The following is a 14,843-nucleotide window of genomic DNA, read 5'->3' on the forward strand; positions in this document are numbered from 1 at the left end:
CGTCACCAACGCAGGGCGAAGCGGCCGACGGCGGCGCCGATCAGGCCGGCGGCCGCGACCCCCAGCGTATACCAGGTGGCGACGAAGGCGGCGGTCGCCTCGCCACAGTGCAGCAGACCATAGGCGGTGGCGGCGATGCCGCCCGTCGCCAGACCCAGCGCCAGACCGGCCGTCGTCGGCCGTGTCGGCGCCAGCCGCCGCGCCGACAGAAACACCAGCGGCGCGGCGAAGGCCGAGACCAGCACGATGTTGCGGCCGCAGATGTCCCAGGTCTGGCCCAGCCAGCCGGCCATCCGTTGGCCCGGCGGCGTTAGAACCGTCTCGATCCCGCCCCACGCCACGGCGATCCCGACCACAGCCAGCAAGGCGAACAGGGCCGGCCGCGGGTCCAGGCCGGGCCGTCCCAGCCGCGTCGCCAGCCAGATCGCCGTCTGCGCCAGGGCGGCCGTATAGATCGCCTTCAACCAAGGCGTGGGCGCCTGCAGCGCCTGGGTCAGGTCGGACCGCGCCCCCAGCAACAAGATGACCGCCACCGCAGCCGCGCCGCCGGCCCAGGCCAGCAGCGCCGGGTCCAGTCGGGCGGGGCGCACGGGCTCTATACCGGCGGCCAGGGCGTCGATCAGGTCTTCAGTCTTCATTTGGGTTCACGCTGGCGACCAGCGTCTTCATGGAGCGGTGGACGCTGACCTTGGCCGCGCCCTCGGTAAAGCCGTTGCGTTGGGCGGCCTCGGCCAGGCTGAAACCGCCGACGCGGACATCCTCGATGAGGCGGCGCTGGCGCAGCGGCAGGATGGACAGGACCTTCTTCAGATCCCGGCGGACGACGCCGTCCTCGACCGTGTGATCTGCCAGCAGGACCGACGCCTCCTCCAGCGGCACGTCGTGACGGCGGCCCTGGCGGCGGAAATGATCGATCAGCTTGTAACGCGCGATCGCATAGGCCCAGGCCGTGAAGGGCAGCGACCGGTCATAGGTCGCGCGCTTGGCGTGAATGGCGATCAGGCAGTCCTGCACGAGATCCTCCGCATCGGCTTCGCAGCCGGTCAGCCGACGTTTGAAGAAGGGGGTCAGGGCGCCGCGCATTTCGGTCAGCAGGGCGCGCCAGGCCACGGGGTCGCCGTCGAGACCCCGCAACATCAGACGTTTGAGCTCGGCTTCCTTGTCGACCACGCAGCATCCCATTCGCGCCGGACGGGGCGAAGGTTACACGCCCGGCGGCGGACGACGACGAAATATTTCTCGTAACCTTCGCCGCGCCGGGACCGAAACCTCTGCTGTCAGGCCGCTCCGCCCCGGACGGCTGTCACACAGGAAATCGTCCCATGAATATCTCCGCCAAGATCCTGGTCGGCGCCGGCGCCTTGCTGGCCCTGGGCGCCAACGCCGCCGCCGCGCAGAACCGGCCTACGGCCCAGCAGGAAAACGCCATGGAGAAATGCTATGGCGTGGCCAAGGCTGGCCAGAACGACTGCGCCGCCGGGCCCGGCACCACCTGCGCCGGCACCTCGGTGCGCGACTATCAGGGCAATGCCTGGAAACTGGTCGCCAAGGGCACCTGCGCCACGATCCAGACGCCCAAGGGCAACGGTTCGCTGACCCCGATCCCGAACCGCTGATGCCCCCGCTTCCGACCGCCGGACTGGGCCTGAAGCCCCAGCATTATTCGGAGGCCGCGGCCTGTCCGGCGGCCGGAGCCCAGCGCGGCCTGTGGTTCGAGGTTCATCCCGAGAACTACATGGTCGCGGGCGGCCCCCGCCTGTGCTGGCTGGAGACGGTGCGCGCCGTTCACCCGCTGTCGCTGCACGGGGTGGGCCTGTCCCTGGCCGGCGACGAACGCCCGGATCGCGACCATCTGGCCCGGTTCCGCGCCCTGATCGACCGGTTCGAGCCCTTTGTGGTGTCCGAACACCTGGCCTGGTCGCGGCGGGGCGGCGTCTATCATCCCGATCTCCTGCCCGTCCCACGCAGCCGCGAGATGCTGAACCTGGTGTGCGACCATGTCGACGAGGCGCAACAGGCCCTGGGGCGACGGCTGCTGATCGAGAACCCGTCCGCCTATCTGGCCCTGGCCGGCCACGAGTGGGACGAGGTCGAGTTTCTGGTCGAGATCGCCCGGCGGACCGGGTGCGGCCTGCTGATCGACGTCAACAACGTCCATGTCAGCGCCTCGAACATGGGCTTCTCCGCCGAGGCCTGGCTGGACGCCGTACCCGGCGAGCTGGTGGGCGAAATCCATCTGGCGGGTCATCGCCCCGATCCGGTCTGGGGCGAGGCCCTGCTGATCGACAGCCACGACGCCCCCGTGTCCGAGACCGTCTGGACGCTTTATGACCGTCTGATCGCGCGCATCGGCCCTCGGCCGACCCTGGTCGAGCGCGACGGCGATGTTCCCGAATTTCCGGTTCTTTTGATCGAACAGGCGCGCGCCGCCGCAGCGATGACCGCCGTGGAGGCCGTGGCGTGACCGGGTTTCACGCCGCTTTCGACAGGGCGCTGACCGGCGATCTGGAGCCTTTATGGCCGCACCTGGAGCCGGGCGACCGGACGCTGGGGGCGCTGGCCGTCTATCGCAACACGACGATCAAGGGGCGGATCGACGCCCTGGAAGCCAACTATCCCACCGTGTTGCAGATGGTCGGCGAGGACTGGTTCCGCGCCGCCGCCAGCGTCTTTGTCGCAGAACAGCCGGGCGATAGGCCGGTCCTGGTTGACTACGGCGCAGGCTTTCCCGACTGGCTGGCCCGCTTCGAGCCGGCGCGGGACATGACCTATCTGGCGCCCTGCGCCCGGCTGGACCGGGCCTGGACCCAGGCCCATCTCGCGGAGGATGCGGCGCCGTTAGAGGCGCGGGAGGCCGCCGCGCTCGGACCCGCCCTGGCGGGGGCGACGGCGGCTCTGCACCCATCGGTCCGGCTGTTCTGGTTCGAGTGGACGGCGCCCTCGCTCTGGCTCGCGCATCGCTATCCGTCCCCGGACGCGTCTCTTGAATGGCGGGCCGAGGCGCAAGGCCTGCTGGTGCACCGCTCGGGCGCCGAGGTACAGGCGCGGCGGTTGAGTCGCGCGGAATGGGTCTTTCTGGACGCCTGCCGCCTCAACCGGCCGTTCGGCGTCGCTGCGGCTGCGGCCCAGGCCGCCTCGCCCGGCCTGGATCTGTCCGCTCTGTTTGCCGACCTCATCGCGCTCGGCGTCTTCACTTCACCCTCAATCTAGAAGGACCGATCATGAACCGCATCGCGGATATTCACCGACGCATCACCGCCGCCGTACCCGAGGCCGGTCTCGCCCTGTTGCTGCGCGTGGGCGTCGCCACGCCCTTCTTCCTGTCGGGACGGACCAAGGTCGAGGGACTGCTGACGATCACGCCTTCGACGCGCTACCTGTTCGCCGAGGAATACCGCCTGCCCCTGCTGTCCGCTGACATGGCGGCGCATCTGGCGACCTATGCCGAGCATCTGGCGCCGATCCTGATCGTGCTGGGTCTGGCGACGCGGCCGGCGGCGGCGGGCCTGCTGTTCATGACCCTGGTGATCCAGGTCTTTGTCGAGCCGGGCGGCTGGCCTGTCCACCTGCTTTGGGCCGGACCGCTGGCCTATCTGATCGCGCGCGGGCCGGGTGCGATCAGTCTGGACCGTGTGCTGAAGATCGCCTGATACGCGCACGCCCCTTGTCAGCCGCGTCACTTTGTCCTTGAAGCGGATGAAGCCGGCGCGGGCCGGTCAGGGATCCATCTTTCATGTTCAGCCTTCTGAACCTCCAGAGCCTGTTCGGCCTGGTCGTCATCATCACCCTGTGCTGGGCGATTTCAGAGAACCGCCGGGTCTTTCCCTGGAAGCTGGCCCTGGGCGCCGTGGCGGTTCAGGCCGGGCTGGTGCTGGCGCTGTTCGGCATCCCGGGGTCGCGCACGGTGCTGGCGGCGGTGACGGGCGCCATCGACGGGCTGGCGGTTGCGACGGCCCAGGGGACGCGGTTCGTGTTCGGCTATCTGGCCGGCGGGGACCAGCCCTATGCGGTTCAGAACGAGGGGGCGCTGTTCACCTTCGCCTTCAACGTCCTGCCGCTGATCATGGTGATCTCGGCGCTGTCGGCCCTGTTGTGGCACTGGAAGATCCTGAAGTGGTTGATCCGCGGCTTCGGCCTGCTGTTCCAGCGCACCATGGGCCTGGGCGGCGCCTCGGCCCTGGCTGTGGCGGCCAACATCTTCCTGGGCACGATCGAGAGCCCCATCGTCATCAAGGCCTATCTGGACAAGCTGAGCCGGTCCGAGATCTTCCTGATGATGACCGTGGGCCTGGCGACCGTGGCCGGTTCGACCATGGTCGCCTACGCCAGCATCCTGTCGCAGACCCTGCCCAACGCCGCCGGCCACGTCCTGGTCGCCTCCATCGTCTCGGCCCCGGCCGGGGTGCTGCTGGCGCGGATCATCGTGCCCGAGCCGGACAAGGAGGCCATCCAGTCGATCAGCTATGACTCGGCCCTGAAGTATGACAGCGCCATCGACGCCATCTCCAAGGGCACGTCGGACGGCCTGATGGTGGTGCTGAACATCTCGGCCGTGCTGATCGTCTTCGTGGCCCTGGTGGCCCTGGTCAACCTGATGCTGGGCGGCATCATCATCTTCGGCGAGCCGCTGACGGTCGAGCGGATCCTGGGCGTCCTGTTCACCCCCTTCGCCTGGCTGATCGGGATCGAGGCGCGCGAGGCGGCCCTAGGCGGCTGGCTGCTGGGCGTCAAACTGACCCTGACCGAGTTCGTGGCCTTCATCAATCTGGGCAAGCTGCCGGCCGAGGCGATGAGCGAGCGGACGCGGATGCTGATGACCTACGCCCTGTGCGGCTTCGCCAATATCGGCTCGGTCGGCATCACCGTGACCGGTCTGTCGGTGCTGATGCCTGAACGCCGGCACGAGGTGCTGAGCCTGATCTGGAAGGCCCTGTTCGCCGGCTTCATGGCCACCCTGATGAGCGCGGCCGTCGTCGGCGCCTTGCCAGCGGCGGTGTTCGGGCAGTAGGTTTTTCAAAAGAACGGAGGCGTCCGATGAAGCTCTACACCTCGCACCGCGCGCCCAATCCGCGCCGGGTCCGCTGGGTCATGGCCGAGAAGGGCGTCGAGGACGTCGAACTGGTCGAGATCGACATTCTGACGGGTGATCACAAGAAGCCGGAATATCGCGACAAGGTCGGGGTGCCCCACCTGCCGGCGCTGGAGCTGGACGACGGCACGACCATTTCGGAATCCGTGGCCATCGGCCGCTACCTGGAGGCCCTGTATCCGGAGCCCAATCTGTTCGGTCGCGATGCGCGCGAACAGGCGGTGGTCGAGATGTGGACCCGCCGGTGCGAATTCTATCTGTCCAACCCGATCATGCTGAACGTGCGCCACTCGCATCCGGCCCTGGCGGCGCTGGAGGCGGTGCAGATTCCCCAGGTGGCCGACTACAACCGGCTGTCGGCGGAACGGTTCATGAAGACCCTGGACCGGCATCTGGCCGAGCGGGAGTTCATCGCCCTGGACCGGTTCACCATCGCCGACATCGTCGCGGTGGTCGGCCTGGATTTCGCGCGGATGGTTCGCTATCGCCCCCCGGCCGAGTTCGAGAACCTGCACCGCTGGTTCGACGCCTGCCGAGACCGACCGGCGGCCAAGGCCGGGGTCTGAACGGCCTTGCGGTTGCTGACGCCTTCGGACCGTTGGCTGGCCCTGCTGCTGGCGGGGTTGGCGGGCTATGTGGACAGTCTGGGCTTTCTGCATCTGGGCGGCGTCTTCGTCTCCTTCATGAGCGGGAACTCCACCCGGTTCGCCGCCAGCGTGGCCGAGGGACAGTGGCCGGCGGCGGCGCATCTGGCCGCCATACTCGGCCTGTTCGTCCTGGGATCCTTCGCCGGCGCCCTGGTCGCGGGCGGCGAGGACGTACGCTCGCGTAGTCGGGTGCTGATGTTCGAGGCCTTGCTGCTGGCGCTGGCCGCCGCTGCGGCCGGCGCGGGGCTGACGCCCGCCGCCGTCGGCCTGATGGTCATGGCCATGGGCGCCGAGAACTCGGTCTTCCTGAGGAACGGAGAGGTCGGGGTCAGCCTGACCTATATGACCGGAACCCTGGTCAAGCTGGGGCAGGCCCTGGCAGGCGCTGTAAAGGGCGGAGACCGATACGCCTACAAGGCCTATCTGACCCTGTGGGCAGGGCTGAGCTTCGGGGCGGTGCTGGGCGCCCTGACCTTCGGCCGTCTGGGACTGGCGGCCCTCTGGCCCGCCGCCGGCTTCGCCCTGCTGATGGCCCTGATCGTGCGGCTCAACCGCGCGGCGTGAACTTGCGGATCACGCCCGAGAAGGTCATCAGCAGCCGTTCCCCCGTGTTGATCTGGCCGCGCACGAAGATCAGGCTCTTGCCCGCCTTGGTGACCTGGCCGGTCGCCTCGATCAGTTCGCCGACATAGGCGCCGTCGATGAAGGTGGAGTCCAGCTGGACCGTGACGCCCGAGGCGCCCTCCATCTCCTGATAGGCGATCTGGAACATGGCGATGTCGGCGAAGGTCATCAGGCATCCGCCATGCATCCGCCCGCCGGCGTTCATGTGCTTCTGCTCGGCGCGGAAGGCGCAGCGCATGTGACCGTCAGGATCGAGCTTGCCGTAGAAGGGCCCCACCACGACGTCGAAGGTGTCGTGGAGGTCATAGGTCTGCCAGCCGGCGAATTCGCCCTCGGTGACGGTGATTTTCTTCGGCATGACGACTCGGCCTTACTTCTGGTCTCGCTGTGCAGCATATAGGCGCAATGAGCGATCCGATCGAAACCGCAATCCTGAACAAAATCGCCGGGCTGGAGCCCGGCAAGAGCATCGAGCCGGCTGAAGTGGCCAAAGAGCTACAGCCGGAGCAGTGGCAGCGCATGCTGCCCAAGGTGCGCGCCCTCGCCCTGAGCCTGATGCGCCAGGGCAAGCTGACCATCACCAAGAAGGGCAAGCCGGTCGATCCGGACAATTTCCGAGGGGTGACGCGTCTGCGCCAGCCGACCGAGGAAGAGACGGCCCTGGCGCTGAGCCGCCGTCCGCCGGTCGTCGAGGATGATGACGACTGATCTCGATGCAGTCCTGAGCGACATCCGCGCCTGCCGCGCCTGTGCGGGCGTGCTGCCGCATACGCCGCGCCCGGTGGTGCGGGTCTTTCCCGAGACGCGGCTGCTGATCTGCGGCCAGGCGCCGGGGCGGCGGGTGCATGAAAGCGGCCTGCCGTTCACCGACCCGTCGGGCGACCGGCTGCGCGACTGGATGGGCGTGGACTACGACAGCTTCTACGCCGACCGCCGCATCGGCGTGGCGGCCCAGGCCTTCTGCTATCCGGGCACGGCCCCGAAAGGGGGCGACCATCCGCCGCCGAGCCGGTGCGCCGACCTGTGGCGGCCGTCCTTGTTGGAGGCCCTGCCGCAGATGGAGCTGACCCTGCTGGTCGGCGGCTACGCCCAGGCCTGGGCGCTGAGCGAGCGGGCGAAGCGGAACATGACGGAGACGGTGCGCGCGTGGCGGGACTATGCGCCGGACATTCTGGCCCTGCCGCATCCGTCCTGGCGCAACACGGCCTGGCTGAGAAAGAACCCCTGGTTCGAGGATGAGGTGGTTCCCTATCTGCGGGAACGGGTGCGTTCGATCCTGACGCCCCCCGCAAGGATGCGCGCATGAAAGCCGCCTTCCCCGCCGCCGCCATCGCTCTGACCTTGGGAGCGTCCGCCTGCGCCGCGCCCCACATCCAGCCGCCGCTGACGCCGCCGCCGGACTTCGCCGGCGCTCACGTCGAGGATCGCGCCCTGGTCATGTCGGACGGGGCGCGGCTGCCCTATCTGCGCTGGGGGCCGACCGATCGGGCGCCCTGGGCGGTGATCGTGGCCCTGCACGGCATGAACGACCACGACGCCAGCTTCCGTCTGGCGGGGCCGTGGTGGGCCGAGCAGGGGATAGAGACCTGGGCCTATGACCAACGCGGCTTCGGCGCGGCGCCGGGACGGGGCGTGTGGGCTGGACAGCAGCGGATGACCGACGACCTGCGCGAGGTCACGGCCCTGGCCCGCGCCCGCTATCCCGACGCCGTCATCGCCGTGGTGGGCGAGAGCATGGGCGGATCGGTGGCGGCGGCCGCCTTCGGTTCAGACAATCCGCCGGACGCCGACCGGCTGGTGCTGCTGGCGCCGGGGGTCTGGGGGTGGTCGACCCAGGGGCCGCTGAACAGCGCGGCCCTGAATATCGCGGCGCGCGCGCTCGGCGATGTGGCGCTGGAGCCGCCCGAGTTCATCACCCGCGACATCCACGCCTCCAGCAATACGCTGGAGCTGATCCGCAACGGGCGTGATCCGATGAACATTCTCGCGACCCGGTTCGACACCGTCTATGGCCTGGTCGATCTGATGGAGACGGCGTCGCGCAGCCTGGGCCGCATCCGGGGCGACGCCGTGCTGATGTATGGCGCGCACGACGAGATCGTGAAGCGGGGGCCGATGCGTCTGGCCCTGGAGCGGGCGCTGGCTGACGGCGGCGCCCTGAAGACGGCCTGGTATCCGAACGGCTGGCATCTGCTGAACCGCGATCTGGACGCCGAGATCGTTTACCGGGACGTCGCCGCCTGGCTGAGGAATCCCGACGCGGCGTTGCCGTCGGGCGCGCCCGCGGTGCTGCCGGAGCTGGAGAAGCCGGCCGCTCCCGATGGCCGAGCGGCGAGCCGGCGGTGACCCCGTAAACGTCTCTTAACGTGACGTTTACCATCCAGGCGGCATTTTCTGCCTAGCGGGGCGTCAGTGTCTCCCGCGAGTTTGGGGCGGGAACGCGTGGGCGGCTTTACAGCGGCGTTGCAGAAGTTCGGGATCGGCCGTCTGGCGGCAGTCCTCGGCGTCGCCGCAGGCGTGACCGCCGTGCTGGTGGCCGTCATGCTGCGCATGGGTCAGGCGCCGGACGCCCTGCTGTATTCCAATCTGGATCTGCGCGAGGCCGGCGAGATCACCACGGCCCTGCAACAGGCCGGCATCAAATACACCTCCAAGGGCGACGGTTCGACCGTGATGGTGAACCGGGACGACGTCGGCACCGCGCGGATGCTGATTGCAGGAAAGGGCCTCGTGACCTCGGGGTCGGTCGGCTACGAAATCTTCGACAACCAGTCGGTGCTGGGCCAGACCGAGTTCCAGCAACAGCTGAACGAGCAGCGCGCCCTGCAGGGCGAACTGTCGCGCACCATCATGTCCATGCGCGGCATCACCGCCGCTCGCGTCCACATCACCATGCCGCGTCGCGAGATGTTCACCGCTGCGGCCGGAGATCCCACAGCGGCCGTTCTGGTCGGGCTGGGCGGTCGGGATCTGACGCCTGACCAGGTGCGGGCGATCCGCAACCTGGTGGCCTCGTCCGTGCCGAACCTGAAGCCTGACCGCGTCACCGTCGCCGATCAGAACAACCGCACCCTGGCGGCCGGGTCCGATGACGGAACCTTCTCGTCCGCCTCCGCCGCCGAGACCAAGGGCAATACCGAGGCCCAGCTGCAGTCGCGGATCAAGGATATCGTCGAAGGCGTGGTCGGCATCGGCGCCGCGCGCGTCCAGGTCACGGCCGACATCGATCAGAGCCGCTCCACTACCCAGGAGCAGAAGTTCGATCCCGACGGTCAGGTCGTGCGCTCGACCACCGCCAATGGCTCGCAATCCTCGGACACCACGGGCCAGAACGACGGCGGCGTGACGGCCGCCAACAACATCCCCGGCGGCGCGCCGCCTGCCACCACGCCGGCCGGCGCGACCAGTGCGGAAAACGCCGAGACGACAAATTACGAGATCTCGAACACCACCACCACGACGACCAAGGAGCCGGGCGAGGTCAAGAAACTCGCCGTCGCCGTCGCTGTCGATGGCAAGTGGACCCCGGCCGCAGACGGCAAGGGCGAGCCGACCTATGCGCCGAGAACCGCCGAGGAGATCGCCCAGATCAAGTCCCTGGTCGCCGCCGCCGCAGGCATCGACGAGGCGCGGGGCGACAAGATCGAGGTGATCAATGTCCGCTTCAACCACGACACCGGCATCGCCGGCGGTCTGGAAGGCAAGTCGTCGCTGCTGGACTTCTCCCGCACCGACGTGATGCGTCTGATCGAACTGGGCATCCTGGCCGTCGTGGCGTTGCTGCTGATCTTCTTCGTGCTGCGTCCGCTTTTGAAAACGGCGGGCGGCGCGGCGCCTGGGGCTGTGGCCGCAGCCCCCGCCGGCCTGCCCGTGGCCACGGTGACGACGACCGTCATCGGCGCCGACGGTCAGCCCCAGCTGGTGCAATTGCCGGCCCCGAACGAAATGGATCAGAAGATCGACATCGCCCGTATCGAGGGTCAGGTGAAGGCGTCTTCGGTCAAGAAGGTCGCGGATTTCGTCCAGGCGCACCCGGATGAGGCCGCCGGGATCCTGCGCAACTGGGTGGCCGAAGGCTGATGGCCAAGCTCGTGACCAAGAAGCTGTCGATCGACGATCCCAACAAGCTGACGGGGCCTGAAAAGGCGGCCGTCATCCTGCTGGCTCTGGGCGAGGAGCACACCGCCCTGTGGGAACGGCTGGACGACGAGGAGGTCAAGGAGATCTCCCAGGCCATGGCCACCCTGGGCAATGTCACCGCCGAGGCGGTCGAGGCCCTGATGATCGAATTCGTCTCGGGCCTGGCCGGCTCGGGCTCGGTCATGGGCAGTTATGAACAGACCCAGAGGTTGCTGGCCGCCTTCCTGCCCAAGGACCGCGTCGATGGCCTGATGGAGGAAATCCGGGGTCCGGCCGGCCGGACCATGTGGGACAAGCTGGGCAATGTGAACGAGGCGGTTCTCGCCAACTATCTGAAGAACGAATACCCGCAGACCGTCGCCGTCATCCTGTCCAAGGTGCGTTCGGACCACGCCGCCCGCGTGCTGACCGCACTGCCGGAAGATTTCGCCCTGGAATGCGTGCAGCGGATGCTGCGCATGGAGCCGGTGCAGCGCGAGATTCTGGACAAGATCGAGGCGACGCTGCGGACCGAATTCATGTCGAACCTGGCGCGCACCTCCAAGCGCGACAGCCACGAGATGATGGCCGACATCTTCAACAGTTTCGATCGCCAAACCGAGGCGCGCTTCATCGGCGCCCTGGAAGAACGCAGCCGCGAATCCGCCGAACGGATCCGCGCCCTGATGTTCGTGTTCGAGGATCTGTCCAAGCTGGACCCCGGCGGCGTGCAGACGCTGCTGCGGGCGGTGGACAAGGACTCCCTGGGCCTGGCCCTGAAGGGCGCCTCCGAGCCACTGCGCGAGATGTTCTTCTCCAACATGTCCGAACGGGCCTCCAAGATCATGCGCGAAGACATGGAATCCATGGGGCCGGTCCGGCTGAAGGACGTCGACACCGCTCAGATGGCCATGGTGCAGGTGGCCAAGGATCTGGCCGCCCGCGGCGAGATCATGCTGGCCGGCCAGGGCACCGACGACGAGTTGATCTACTGACATGAGCACTCCCTTCGCCTTCGATACCGAGTTCGACGCCGACGGTTCGGTGGTGCGCGAAAGCGCCTGGAAGCCGACCAAGCGCAGCTATCTGCCGGCCGAGGTGGACGCCCTGGTCGCCCATGCGCAGCTGGAGGCGCGCCAGCAGGCGCTGAACGAGATCGAGAACATCCGGGCCATGGCTCTGACCAATATCGCCCAGGGCGTGGCGGCGGCCTTGCCCTCGCTGAGGAACGTGGCCCAGACGCATCGTGAACAGTCGGCCGACCTGGCCCTGGCGGCCGCCCGGGCCATCGGCGGCGCGGCGCTGGAGCGTTTCCCCCAGGCCCCCTTGCGCGCCGCCCTTGAGGCGCTGGCCCAGGAGATCGACGCCTCGCCGCGTCTGGTCGTGCGCGCGGCCGGTCTGGACGACGAAGGCCGCGCCCAGATCGAGAGCGCCTGCGCCGACAGCGGTTTCACCGGCGTCGTCGCCTTCCGCGACGAGCCGGGCATGGGAGTTGCGGCCTTCCAGCTGGAATGGGCCGACGGCCGCGCCGACCACGATCCGGAAGGCTCGGCCACACGCGTGGCCGAAGCTCTGACCGCCGCCCTGGCCGCCGAGGCCGGGCACGCCGAACCCCCTATCAATACTGACCGGAGTGATTTCTGATGGCCTCCGACGATCTTTCGCTCGAGGAGTTCCCGGACTCCACCGCCCTGGCCGTGGTCGATGATCATGGCGACAAGACCGCCGCCGACCTGGCCACGGTCTTCGAGGTGCCGGTGAACATCTCGGCCGTGCTGGGCAAGTCGCACATGTCGGTGGCCCAGCTGCTGAAACTGAACAAGGGGTCGGTGCTGGAGCTGGACCGCAAGGTCGGCGAGGCCATCGACATCTTCGTCAACAACCGTCTGATCGCGCGTGGCGAGGTCGTCGTCGTCGACGACCGGCTGGGCGTGACCATGACGGAAATCATCAAGACCGAGGACTCGGGGGGCTGAAGCGACGCCGCGCAGGTTCTGCGCGGCTGAACAACGGCGACCCGGATGAAAGTTTAGAGGAGAAGAACAATGCGTCTTCTGGTGGTAGGCAGACTGAGCGGACAGCTCGCTTCGGCGGTGAAGATGGCCATGGCGCACGGCGCCAAGGTCAGCCACGTCGAGCGCGCGGATCAGGCGACCGAGCAGTTGCGACGAGGGCAGGGCGCCGACCTGCTGATGGTCGATTACCAGCTCGACATCGCGGCCCTGATCGCCGCGAACGAGGCCGAACGGATTACGGTGCCGGTGGTGGCCTTCGGCGTCGACGCCGATGCGCGTGAGGCTGCGGCGGCGATCAAGGCCGGGGCCAAGGAGTTCATCCCCCTGCCGCCCGACGCGGAACTGATCGCCGCCGTCCTGGCCGCTGTCGCCGACGACGAGAAGCCGATGATCTCGGCCGACCCGTCGATGAAGGCGGTGTTGCAACTGGCCGACCAGGTGGCGCGCTCGGAAGCCTCGATCCTGATCACCGGCGAAAGCGGCGTCGGCAAGGAGGTGATGGCGCGCTACATGCACGACAATTCGCGCCGGTCGGAACGTCCCTTCATCAGCGTCAACTGCGCCGCCATTCCCGACAATCTGCTGGAATCCGAACTGTTCGGGCACGAGAAGGGCGCCTTCACCGGCGCCGTCGCGCGCCGGATCGGCAAGTTCGAAGAGGCCGATGGCGGCACCCTGCTGCTGGACGAAATCAGCGAAATGGACGCCCGGCTGCAGGCCAAGCTGCTGCGCGCGATCCAGGAACGGGTCATCGACCGCGTCGGCGGCTCCAAGCCGGTGTCGGTCAATATCCGCATCATCGCCACGTCCAACCGCGACCTGGCCCGCGCCGTGTCGGAAGGCACGTTCCGCGAAGACCTGCTGTACCGGCTGAACGTCGTCAATCTGCGCCTGCCGGCCCTGCGCGAGCGGCCGGGCGACATCGGGGTTCTGGCCGAGCATTTCATCAAGAAATACGCCGCCGCCAACGGCGTGCCGGTTCGGCCGATCTCGGCGCGCGCACGCCAAGCCATCAGCGCCCACCGCTGGCCCGGCAACGTCCGTGAGCTGGAAAACGCCATGCACCGGGCAGTGCTGCTGGCGACCGGGCCGGAGATCGACGTCGACGCCATCCGCCTGCCGGACGGTCAGCCCCTGACCCCGGCTTCGGGCATGATGGGCGCGGCCTCGACGGGTCAGGAAAACCCCTACGGCGGCGGCGTCGCGGCGCGGGCGGCCCAGGCGGCCGATGCGGTGACGCGCAGCTTCGTCGGTCAGACGGTGGCGGCGATGGAAAAGACCCTGATCCTGGACACCCTGACCCACTGCCTGGGCAACCGCACCCATGCGGCCAACATCCTGGGCATCTCGATCCGCACCCTGCGCAACAAGCTGAACGAATACGCCGACGAGGGCACGACCATCCCGGCGCCCCAGTCGGGCGTCTCCGCCTCGGGCTACGCAGCCTGAGCATGGGGCGCGGTGTGGACAGACGAAAGCTGATCGCCGGCGCCGGTGCGCTGGGCCTGGCCGCCTGCACGCCGCGCACACAGGACGAGATCCCGGCCGAAAAGGCGCCGGACTTCTTCCTGAACGATCTTGAAGCGCGTCACGGCGGCCGGCTCGGCGTCGCGGCCCTGGACGTCGCCAGCGGCCGACGCGTGCTGTGGCGCGGCCAGGAGCGGTTCGCCTTCTGCTCGACGTTCAAGGCCTTTCTGGCCGCCGCCACCCTGGAGCGGGTGCAGCGCGACGAGGAGAGCCTGGATCGCGCCGTCGCCGTCACCCGCGCCGATATCGTCCCCCATGCGCCTGTGACCGAAAAGGCCGTGGGCCGTACGCTGACGATCCGCGAACTGATGCAGGCGACGGTGGAGGTCAGCGACAATCCGGCCGCCAACATCCTGATCCGCGAAATGGGCGGAATCGCCGTATGGCGTTCGTGGTGGCCGACCTTCGGCGACACCACCACCGTGATTTCGCGCCTGGAGCCGGACCTGAACACCGCCCTGCCCAACGACCCGCGCGACACCTGCCTGCCCGAGCAGACGTTGGCCAATATCCGCGAGATGGCCTTCAGCGAGCGGCTGACGCCGGAGAACGACGCCCTGCTGCACGGCTGGCTGACGGCCTCGCCAACCGGCCCGAACCGGATCAAGGCCGCTGCGCCCGAAGGCTGGACCGTGGCCCACAAGACCGGGACCGGCGCCAACGGCACGGCCAACGACATCGCCATGCTGACGCCGCTGAGCGGTTCGCCGGTCATCGTCGCCGCCTATTTCACCGGCGCGACCGAGGCGACCGACGATCAGCGCGACGCCGTGATCGCCGAGGCGACCCGCCGCGCCCTGAAGGCGCTGGGCCGTGACTGAT

The 14,843-nt window shown here is 68.3% G+C and carries 19 protein-coding genes; 16 read left to right on the forward strand and 3 right to left on the reverse strand.

The genetic code is table 11. The features are described from left to right. Positions 1 to 2: 2 nt before the first annotated feature. Complete coding sequence (locus AC1RSI_RS01135) at positions 3 to 638, reverse strand: NrsF family protein (RefSeq protein WP_008261328.1); 636 nt, start codon at positions 636 to 638, stop codon at positions 3 to 5. After that, positions 628 to 1,170, reverse strand: a complete 543-nt coding sequence (locus AC1RSI_RS01140; protein WP_035305656.1) for a sigma-70 family RNA polymerase sigma factor — start codon at positions 1,168 to 1,170, stop codon at positions 628 to 630. The genes AC1RSI_RS01135 and AC1RSI_RS01140 overlap by 11 nt, the downstream gene beginning before the upstream one ends. A gap of 152 nt (positions 1,171 to 1,322) precedes the next feature. Between AC1RSI_RS01140 and AC1RSI_RS01145 the strand changes: the two genes are divergently transcribed. From AC1RSI_RS01145 to AC1RSI_RS01175, 7 genes are all read left to right on the forward strand, one after another. Then, on the forward strand, positions 1,323 to 1,616 hold the full coding sequence (locus tag AC1RSI_RS01145; protein ID WP_035305653.1) for a BufA1 family periplasmic bufferin-type metallophore: 294 nt from the start codon (positions 1,323 to 1,325) through the stop codon (positions 1,614 to 1,616). Beyond that, complete coding sequence (gene bufB, locus AC1RSI_RS01150; protein ID WP_035305650.1) at positions 1,616 to 2,464, forward strand: MNIO family bufferin maturase; 849 nt, start codon at positions 1,616 to 1,618, stop codon at positions 2,462 to 2,464. The genes AC1RSI_RS01145 and bufB overlap by 1 nt, the downstream gene beginning before the upstream one ends. After that, positions 2,461 to 3,210, forward strand: a complete 750-nt coding sequence (locus tag AC1RSI_RS01155; protein ID WP_035305647.1) for an HvfC/BufC N-terminal domain-containing protein — start codon at positions 2,461 to 2,463, stop codon at positions 3,208 to 3,210. The genes bufB and AC1RSI_RS01155 overlap by 4 nt, the downstream gene beginning before the upstream one ends. 11 nt (positions 3,211 to 3,221) lie before the next feature. Then, on the forward strand, positions 3,222 to 3,650 hold the full coding sequence (locus AC1RSI_RS01160; RefSeq protein ID WP_154725762.1) for a DoxX family protein: 429 nt from the start codon (positions 3,222 to 3,224) through the stop codon (positions 3,648 to 3,650). 83 nt (positions 3,651 to 3,733) lie between these two features. Next, on the forward strand, positions 3,734 to 5,008 hold the full coding sequence (locus tag AC1RSI_RS01165; protein WP_035305644.1) for a NupC/NupG family nucleoside CNT transporter: 1,275 nt from the start codon (positions 3,734 to 3,736) through the stop codon (positions 5,006 to 5,008). A 26-nt stretch (positions 5,009 to 5,034) separates the two neighbouring features. Beyond that, positions 5,035 to 5,655 (forward strand): glutathione S-transferase family protein, encoded by a 621-nt coding sequence (locus AC1RSI_RS01170; protein WP_008258672.1) that lies wholly within the window; start codon positions 5,035 to 5,037, stop codon positions 5,653 to 5,655. 12 nt (positions 5,656 to 5,667) lie between these two features. Beyond that, positions 5,668 to 6,300, forward strand: a complete 633-nt coding sequence (locus tag AC1RSI_RS01175; RefSeq protein WP_081836072.1) for a YoaK family protein — start codon at positions 5,668 to 5,670, stop codon at positions 6,298 to 6,300. On the opposite strand, the gene AC1RSI_RS01180 is transcribed toward AC1RSI_RS01175, so the two are convergent. Further along, the gene (locus AC1RSI_RS01180) at positions 6,284 to 6,718 is read right to left on the reverse strand and encodes a PaaI family thioesterase (RefSeq protein WP_008262173.1); all 435 of its coding nucleotides are present in this window, start codon (positions 6,716 to 6,718) and stop codon (positions 6,284 to 6,286) included. The genes AC1RSI_RS01175 and AC1RSI_RS01180 overlap by 17 nt on opposite strands. Positions 6,719 to 6,765: 47 nt before the next feature. Between AC1RSI_RS01180 and AC1RSI_RS01185 the strand changes: the two genes are divergently transcribed. The 9 genes from AC1RSI_RS01185 to bla all read left to right on the forward strand — a co-directional run bounded on the left by AC1RSI_RS01185 (position 6,766) and on the right by bla (position 14,842). Next, positions 6,766 to 7,068, forward strand: coding sequence for a DUF3253 domain-containing protein (locus AC1RSI_RS01185; RefSeq protein ID WP_035305639.1), 303 nt, complete (start codon positions 6,766 to 6,768; stop codon positions 7,066 to 7,068). Next, entirely contained in the window at positions 7,058 to 7,666 is a 609-nt protein-coding gene (locus AC1RSI_RS01190) for a uracil-DNA glycosylase family protein (RefSeq protein WP_035305637.1), read from the forward strand. Before AC1RSI_RS01185 ends, AC1RSI_RS01190 begins: the two co-directional genes overlap by 11 nt. After that, positions 7,663 to 8,706, forward strand: coding sequence for an alpha/beta fold hydrolase (locus tag AC1RSI_RS01195; protein ID WP_035305635.1), 1,044 nt, complete (start codon positions 7,663 to 7,665; stop codon positions 8,704 to 8,706). Before AC1RSI_RS01190 ends, AC1RSI_RS01195 begins: the two co-directional genes overlap by 4 nt. 96 nt (positions 8,707 to 8,802) lie before the next feature. Then, complete coding sequence (gene fliF / locus AC1RSI_RS01200; RefSeq protein ID WP_008259645.1) at positions 8,803 to 10,440, forward strand: flagellar basal-body MS-ring/collar protein FliF; 1,638 nt, start codon at positions 8,803 to 8,805, stop codon at positions 10,438 to 10,440. Continuing rightward, entirely contained in the window at positions 10,440 to 11,474 is a 1,035-nt protein-coding gene (gene fliG / locus AC1RSI_RS01205) for a flagellar motor switch protein FliG (protein WP_008262778.1), read from the forward strand. Before fliF ends, fliG begins: the two co-directional genes overlap by 1 nt. Before the next feature lies 1 nt (position 11,475). Further along, a complete protein-coding gene (locus AC1RSI_RS01210; protein WP_008263439.1) occupies positions 11,476 to 12,123 on the forward strand; it encodes a FliH/SctL family protein in 648 nt (215 codons plus the stop codon). Further along, the gene (fliN, locus tag AC1RSI_RS01215; RefSeq protein WP_008258919.1) at positions 12,123 to 12,455 is read left to right on the forward strand and encodes a flagellar motor switch protein FliN; all 333 of its coding nucleotides are present in this window, start codon (positions 12,123 to 12,125) and stop codon (positions 12,453 to 12,455) included. Before AC1RSI_RS01210 ends, fliN begins: the two co-directional genes overlap by 1 nt. Positions 12,456 to 12,524: 69 nt before the next feature. After that, positions 12,525 to 13,943: a sigma-54-dependent transcriptional regulator FlbD gene (gene flbD, locus AC1RSI_RS01220; RefSeq protein ID WP_035305627.1), complete on the forward strand. Its 1,419-nt coding sequence runs from the start codon at positions 12,525 to 12,527 to the stop codon at positions 13,941 to 13,943. Between the two features lie 14 nt (positions 13,944 to 13,957). Continuing rightward, entirely contained in the window at positions 13,958 to 14,842 is an 885-nt protein-coding gene (gene bla / locus AC1RSI_RS01225) for a class A beta-lactamase (protein WP_052004681.1), read from the forward strand. Position 14,843: the final 1 nt, after the last annotated feature.

The sequence above is a fragment of the Brevundimonas sp. GW821-FHT10E09 genome, from assembly GCF_058809375.1.